This is a genomic window from Leptotrichia sp. oral taxon 879 str. F0557 (assembly GCF_000469385.1).
Taxonomy (GTDB): Bacteria; Fusobacteriota; Fusobacteriia; order Fusobacteriales; family Leptotrichiaceae; genus Leptotrichia; species Leptotrichia mesophila.
Genome location: NZ_KI271329.1, coordinates 49,768 through 55,896, shown reverse-complemented (window position 1 = coordinate 55,896; position 6,129 = coordinate 49,768). Strand labels below are relative to the sequence as shown.

General features: G+C 30.4%; 7 protein-coding genes. All 7 read left to right on the top strand.

Translation table 11 applies throughout. From position 1 onward, the window contains the following. Positions 1–117 precede the first annotated feature (117 nt). The 7 genes from recA to HMPREF1552_RS06120 all read left to right on the top strand — a co-directional run bounded on the left by recA (position 118) and on the right by HMPREF1552_RS06120 (position 5,855). Positions 118–1,230 (top strand): recombinase RecA, encoded by a 1,113-nt coding sequence (recA, locus tag HMPREF1552_RS06150; protein WP_021744257.1) that lies wholly within the window; start codon positions 118–120, stop codon positions 1,228–1,230. Continuing rightward, positions 1,220–1,828, top strand: coding sequence for a regulatory protein RecX (locus HMPREF1552_RS06145; RefSeq protein ID WP_039901310.1), 609 nt, complete (start codon positions 1,220–1,222; stop codon positions 1,826–1,828). The genes recA and HMPREF1552_RS06145 overlap by 11 nt, the downstream gene beginning before the upstream one ends. Before the next feature lie 19 nt (positions 1,829–1,847). Continuing rightward, positions 1,848–2,594, top strand: coding sequence for a 1-acyl-sn-glycerol-3-phosphate acyltransferase (locus tag HMPREF1552_RS06140; RefSeq protein ID WP_039901306.1), 747 nt, complete (start codon positions 1,848–1,850; stop codon positions 2,592–2,594). Positions 2,595–2,642: 48 nt separating this feature from the next. After that, positions 2,643–3,236 carry an XTP/dITP diphosphatase gene (locus HMPREF1552_RS06135; RefSeq protein ID WP_039901305.1) on the top strand — a complete coding sequence of 198 codons (594 nt, stop codon included), beginning with the start codon at positions 2,643–2,645 and terminating at the stop codon, positions 3,234–3,236. Positions 3,237–3,348: 112 nt separating this feature from the next. Then, a complete protein-coding gene (locus HMPREF1552_RS06130) occupies positions 3,349–3,870 on the top strand; it encodes a hypothetical protein (protein WP_039901304.1) in 522 nt (173 codons plus the stop codon). Positions 3,871–3,899: 29 nt separating this feature from the next. After that, on the top strand, positions 3,900–5,072 hold the full coding sequence (alr, locus tag HMPREF1552_RS06125) for an alanine racemase (protein ID WP_021744252.1): 1,173 nt from the start codon (positions 3,900–3,902) through the stop codon (positions 5,070–5,072). 60 nt (positions 5,073–5,132) lie between these two features. Beyond that, on the top strand, positions 5,133–5,855 hold the full coding sequence (locus tag HMPREF1552_RS06120; RefSeq protein ID WP_021744251.1) for a hypothetical protein: 723 nt from the start codon (positions 5,133–5,135) through the stop codon (positions 5,853–5,855). Positions 5,856–6,129: the final 274 nt, after the last annotated feature.

The window sequence follows — 6,129 nt, the reverse complement described above, 5'->3', positions numbered from 1 at the left end:
AAATAGTTTAAAATATTCATGCGTTTGTCGTGTAGAAGGATAATTTACTATATAAAAAGAAATCAAATTGTGATATAATAATGTTTGAAATATAACAATAAATAAGGAGAGGGTATAATGGCTAGAAAAAAAGCTGAAGAAAAAGAAAAGGATGATAAAGCGTTAAGCGAAAAGGAGAAAATGCTTGACTTGGCACTAAAGCAGATTCAGAAGGATTATGGTGACGGTGCTGTAATGAAACTTGGTGAAAATCAGAAAATGAATATAAGGGCTATTTCTACAGGAAGTTTAAATCTAGATATAGCGCTTGGAATTGGTGGGGTGCCAAGAGGAAGAATTGTTGAGATTTATGGAGCGGAATCTTCAGGGAAAACAACACTTGCACTTCATATTATTGCGGAAGCTCAGAAGGCTGGAGGAACTGTGGCATTTATTGATGCGGAACATGCTTTAGATCCAGTTTATGCAAAGGCTCTTGGAGTAAATATTGATGAACTTTTAATTTCGCAGCCTGATACAGGGGAGCAGGCACTTGAAATTTCAGATATGCTTGTAAGAAGTGGAGCAATGGATGTAATTGTTGTCGATTCAGTTGCGGCGCTTGTTCCAAAAGCTGAAATCGAAGGAGAAATGGGCGATCAGCAAATGGGACTTCAGGCAAGGCTTATGTCAAAAGCACTTAGAAAATTAACAGGAAGTATTTCAAAATCTGATACAGTTATGATTTTTATTAATCAAATAAGAGAAAAAATTGGTGGATTCTCATTTGTTCCAGGAGTGCAGACAACTACTTCGGGAGGACGTGCTTTAAAATTCTTTTCAACTGTGAGGCTGGAAGTAAAAAGAGTAGGTTCTGTTAAACAGGGAGACGATGTTATTGGGAGCGAAGTTGTAGTCAAAGTCACAAAAAATAAAGTTGCGCCACCATTTAAAGAGGCTAAATTCAACGTGATGTATGGAACTGGAATTTCAAGAATTGGAGAAGTTCTGGATGCGGCAATTAATCTTGGGATTGCTTCAAAAAGTGGAGCATGGTTCAGTTATGGCGATGAACGTCTAGGACAGGGGCGTGTAAATGTTGAAAATATGCTAAAGGAAAACAAGGAAGTATACGGAAGGCTTGAAAAGCAAGTGCTGGAAGCTATTCGTCCAAAACAGGAAACAGAGCAGTTAAAAATCGTAGAAACTGCTGAAGTTGAAAATAAAGAAGCAGGAAATAATGAAGATTAATAAAATTTATCGTAATAAGATATATCTTGATACTGAGGAAATTATGGATATAAGTCCTCTTATCAGGCAGAAATATGATTTAAAGGTAAATGACAATATTGAGAGGTTTTATGATGAGATTTCGTATGAAGCCTCTCTTGAAAAAGGAATTTTTCTAATTTCATTAAAAGACAGGACAAAAAAAGAAATACGGTTAAAGCTGGAAGAAAAATTTAGAAACAAGTCGGCTATTTTACAGGCAATAGAAAAATTGGAAGAACTAGGGTATCTAAATGACCTGAATTATGCTATTTCATATATTGAAGGCAGAACTTACGGTAAAAATCGTATTTCCTACAACCTTTTTCAAAAAGGAATTGATAAAGTCACAATTGAAAAGGCTTATCTGACTTTAGCTGAGGAAAAAGAAGACAATGTCGATGACACAAAGTTAGAAAAATTGATTGAAAAAAATAGTAAAAAGATTAATATAAATAATGAGAGGGAAGAAAAAAAAGTAAAGGCAGAACAGAAACTTATACAGTATTTAGCAAGACAAGGTTTTTCCCTTGACAAAATTTTTAGAAAGCTGAAAGAATATAAAGAAAATTATGAATAACGGTAAAGGAGGAAATCGTATGAGAACGATATTTTACCATCTTGTGTTAGTTGGAACTTTTATTTATGGAAGTTTTGTTCATATATGGTATCTAATATTCAATAAAGGCGAAAAAAGATATAGATATGTATGCCGAGTAGCCAAAAATTGGGGGAAAAATCTAATCTGGGGAGCTGGAAGCAAAGTAAAAGTTATTTACAAGAATGGCAGTGAAGAAGAAATAAAAAAAATACGAGACACAAAAGAAGCAGTTATATTAATCTCAAATCATCAGAGTAATGTAGATATTCCTGCATTATTAGGATATTTGCCACTTGATTTTTCTTTCATTGCAAAAAAGGAAATGAAAAAATGGCCTGCAATTGGACGTTGGATGCGTTCCTTTGACTGTATATTTCTGGATAGAAAAAATGCAAGACAGGGAATGAAGGATATGAAAGATGCAATCAGTAAAATAAAAAAAGGACATTCTTATGTGATTTTTCCTGAAGGAAGCAGAAGTGAGGATGGTACAATTGGTGAATTTAAAAAAGGAAGCTTTAAACTTGCAACAGATACAGATGCAAGAATTCTGCCAATCACAATTATTGGAACTTATGAAGTGCAAAGCCGTAAAAGTTTAAAGGTAACGCCAAATAAAAATATAAAAATTGTTGTGGATAAGCCAGTAGATTTAAAATCTATGTCAAGAGAAGAAAAAAAGGAAGTTCACAATATTGTAAATAAAATTATAAAAGATAATTATACAGAAGAAAAAAATCTTTAGGTGGGGGTAAGCATACCCCTATTTTGCGTAAGAAAGGAAAGTTATACAATGAAAGTATTTTTAGCGACGAAAAATAAGGGAAAAATAAAAGATTTTGAAAAACTGACAGAAGGGATGGATTTGGAAGTTGTAACGATTTTAGATGGGCTTGATATTCCTGATGTTGTGGAGGATGGAGAAACTTTTGAGGAAAATTCACGAAAAAAGGCAAAGGAAATTGCAGATTATACAAATATTGTAACAATTTCAGATGATTCAGGGCTTTGTGTAGATGCTTTAGATGGAGGACCTGGAGTTTATTCGGCAAGATTTGGAGGAGAAAATGCGACTGACAGCGAAAAGAACAAAAAAATGCTGGAACTTCTGAAGGATGTGAAAAAAGAAAATAGAAAAGCACATTTTGTATCTGTTGTAAGTATTGCCTTTCCAAATGGAGAAATTCATTCATTTCGTGGAGAAATAGAAGGAGAAATTTTGTTTGAAGCAAGAGGTAACAATGGATTTGGCTACAATCCAATTTTTTATTCGTATGAGCTAGGAAAATCATTTGGAGAAGCAGATGACGAAGAAAGAAAAAGTGTGAGCCATCGGGCAAGAGCATTTAGAAAGCTCATTGTGTCAGGACTTCTGGAAGAAAAGTAAATATATAATTGTTTTTCAGACTAAAAAATAGATTTGGGTAAATTATAAATTTTGATTTCAGTTTTTAGTATTGTTTTTTAAATTAAAAAAGGCTGGAAGGGAGTTGTTTATTATGGAAATTACTAATAAAAAAATTGAACTTAATGGATTAATTCACAAGGGAGTGGATAAAATTCTGATATTAATGGCGATATTGTCAGTTATCTATGGGATAGCGTTTACTTTGCTGGAAAAAATTCAAGTTGCAAGGACAATTTCAGCTTTTTTGCCAGTTGCTGCCATTGTTGTCTGGATTTTGTTTATTTTTTTGAGAATTGATAAGTTAAAAGTTGAAAATGGGGCAGTTTCATTAAATGGGAAAAATTTGGATAGTAAAAATACGACAGGATACATGGATAAATATGTGGGAACACCAAGAATACATTTGACAGTTAATGGAGAAAAAATATTATTCGAACCGTACGTAAACCGTTATAGCAGAAGTGACACTTCTAATAAAATCACAGCAATCGGATTTTTCTTAAAAGAGAAAGGAATACCCGAAATACAGTATCAAAAAATTTATCGTAAAATTCTGCTTTTGAGATTAGTTATCCTTTTAGGAATAATGGCTCCATTAATAATAACAGTTTAGGAATTTGTCAAGGAGAGTAACAATAAAAAATGTTAGTAAATTTGGAAATAAATAGGGAAAATCTAAAAAGGAACTTAGAAAAAATACGTTCTATAAATAAAAATATTATTTGTGTAATTAAAGATAATGCTTATGGATTAGGAATTGAAAATATTTTTCCGATATTGCTAGAAAATAATTGTAATTACTTTGCGGTGGCATATATTGAGGAAGCGATAAAAATTCGTGAATTTCTAAAAAAATTTGAAAAAGAAAAAAAAGTAAATTTTTTGGAAAATAGAAAAATAAAGATAATGGCACTTAATTATATTGAGCCTAAAAATTTAAAATATGTGATAGAAAATAATGTTGAACTTACAATTTTTAATTTTTCACAATTATCCGATTACTTAAAAATTTTGGATAAATCCTTTGAAAATACAGTTTTTAAAATCCATATAAAAGTAAACAGTGGAATGAACAGGCTTGGATTTAATGAAAATGAAATTTTGGAATTAATTGAAAAAATAAAAAAATATGAAATAAATTCTAAAAATAATAGACTGGAAATAATCTCTATTTTTTCTCATATCTCAGATGCAGAAAATCAAATTGAAACTGAAAAGCAAGTTGAAAAATATGAAAATATTTTAAAGATATTTGACAAAAATAATGTAAAATACCAGTACAAACATTTGCAGGCAAGTCCGTTGCTTTTTAAATATGGAGAAAAATACAATTATGATTTCGCACGTGTGGGAATGGTGCTTTATGGAATGGAGCCTTTATCTTATGATATGGGATTATTAGACGTTATAACAGTAAAATCACAAATGATAAACGTAAGAAACGTGAAGAAAAACGATAAAATTTCCTATGGAAGTAAAGGCATTGTAAACAGAGATTCTAAAATAGGAATTGTATCAATAGGCTATGCACATGGATTTCAAAAGCAAATTGAAAATTCAGAAGAAGCGTATGTTTTGGTAAATGGAAAAAAGGCAAAAATTATTGGAGAAATTTGTATGGATATGATTTTTGTGGATTTAACGGATATAGAAAATGTACGAATGAATGATGAAGTTGTAATTGTTGGAAGTCAGAAGAATATTGAAAATGGAATTACCGAAAAAATAACGTTGAGGCAAGTAGCAAAGTGGGCTGGGACTATACAGGATGATGTGTTGACTAAGTTTTCGGGGATAAAAAAAACAGTAAATTGATTTGGATTTGAATTTTTTTATATTTATGTTACACGAATTACTAATGAAAAGAGGTGTTAGATGCCAAGTGAAAATGTGAAATGGAAACGGGAAAGCATTATAATGAAATGGACTGAAGTCGGATTTTTTCATGAAGATTTAGGCGATTGGATTTATAATGACAGGTATGAAATAGAGATGATTCAAATTATGAAAAAAGATAAGGCTGTATTTTGGGGTGAAGAATATAATTTAAAGTGGAGAAATTATTATGGAGAAAACAAAAACGAGGAGAAATACAACTGGGAACTCGGTAATTGCGAGAATGTTTACTTACGTAGATTTGGAAATATGATTTATACTGTTCCAAATTATCTTGAGGCACACGAGAAACATTATTTTTTCACATCTATGGGATTTACTGTGGAAAATATGAAACTGATTTACTCTGATAAGGAAATATTGGAAATGGAAATTTTGACACTAAAGGATGTTATTTATCAATGGTTATTTACGAGTCATTACAGTGATGATTTTATAAATAACTTGAAAGAATATGCAAGTGCATTAATAAATCAGATTTATTTTGTTGATGATGAAAGAATCGATGAGAATATTGATAAAAATTTCAGGAAAATAGTTAATTTGAAAGAAAATGAAGTAAAACTGGAAAGAATAGATATTTCTAAATTTGAAACGGTTGATGTATATTTAGAAAATGGAACAGTTTGGAAGGCATTTTTACGAAAGAATGAAAAGTTATATTTAAATACAGATGTTGATGTCAGCATTCAGATATTGTAGAGAATTTTGAAACAAAATTTAAAGATTAGAATAATTTAGATTAATTAATAAATTTTTTTATTTAAAAGAGAAAACTTTATTAGAAAAAATACTAGAATCACGGTTTGAGTAACTGTGATTTTTTTATAATTTGATAATTTTATTAAAAAAATTAAATTTAATTCTTAAGTATCTATATAAGGGATTTTTGTTTAAGTTTTGAAAAACTGCTTATTATTAATAAATATTTTTTCATAATTCCATGTTTTTTCTTTTTATATAAGCAAGGGAAATC

Excerpts from the sequence above, each read along its gene's own strand:
- HMPREF1552_RS06135 (WP_039901305.1), top strand. The coding sequence starts at position 2,643 with ATGAAAGTATTTTTAGCGACGAAAAATAAGGGAAAAATAAAAGATTTT.
- HMPREF1552_RS06120 (WP_021744251.1), top strand. The coding sequence starts at position 5,133 with ATGCCAAGTGAAAATGTGAAATGGAAACGGGAAAGCATTATAATGAAA.
- recA (WP_021744257.1), top strand. The coding sequence starts at position 118 with ATGGCTAGAAAAAAAGCTGAAGAAAAAGAAAAGGATGATAAAGCGTTA.
- HMPREF1552_RS06145 (WP_039901310.1), top strand. The coding sequence starts at position 1,220 with ATGAAGATTAATAAAATTTATCGTAATAAGATATATCTTGATACTGAG.
- HMPREF1552_RS06140 (WP_039901306.1), top strand. The coding sequence starts at position 1,848 with ATGAGAACGATATTTTACCATCTTGTGTTAGTTGGAACTTTTATTTAT.
- alr (WP_021744252.1), top strand. The coding sequence starts at position 3,900 with ATGTTAGTAAATTTGGAAATAAATAGGGAAAATCTAAAAAGGAACTTA.
- HMPREF1552_RS06130 (WP_039901304.1), top strand. The coding sequence starts at position 3,349 with ATGGAAATTACTAATAAAAAAATTGAACTTAATGGATTAATTCACAAG.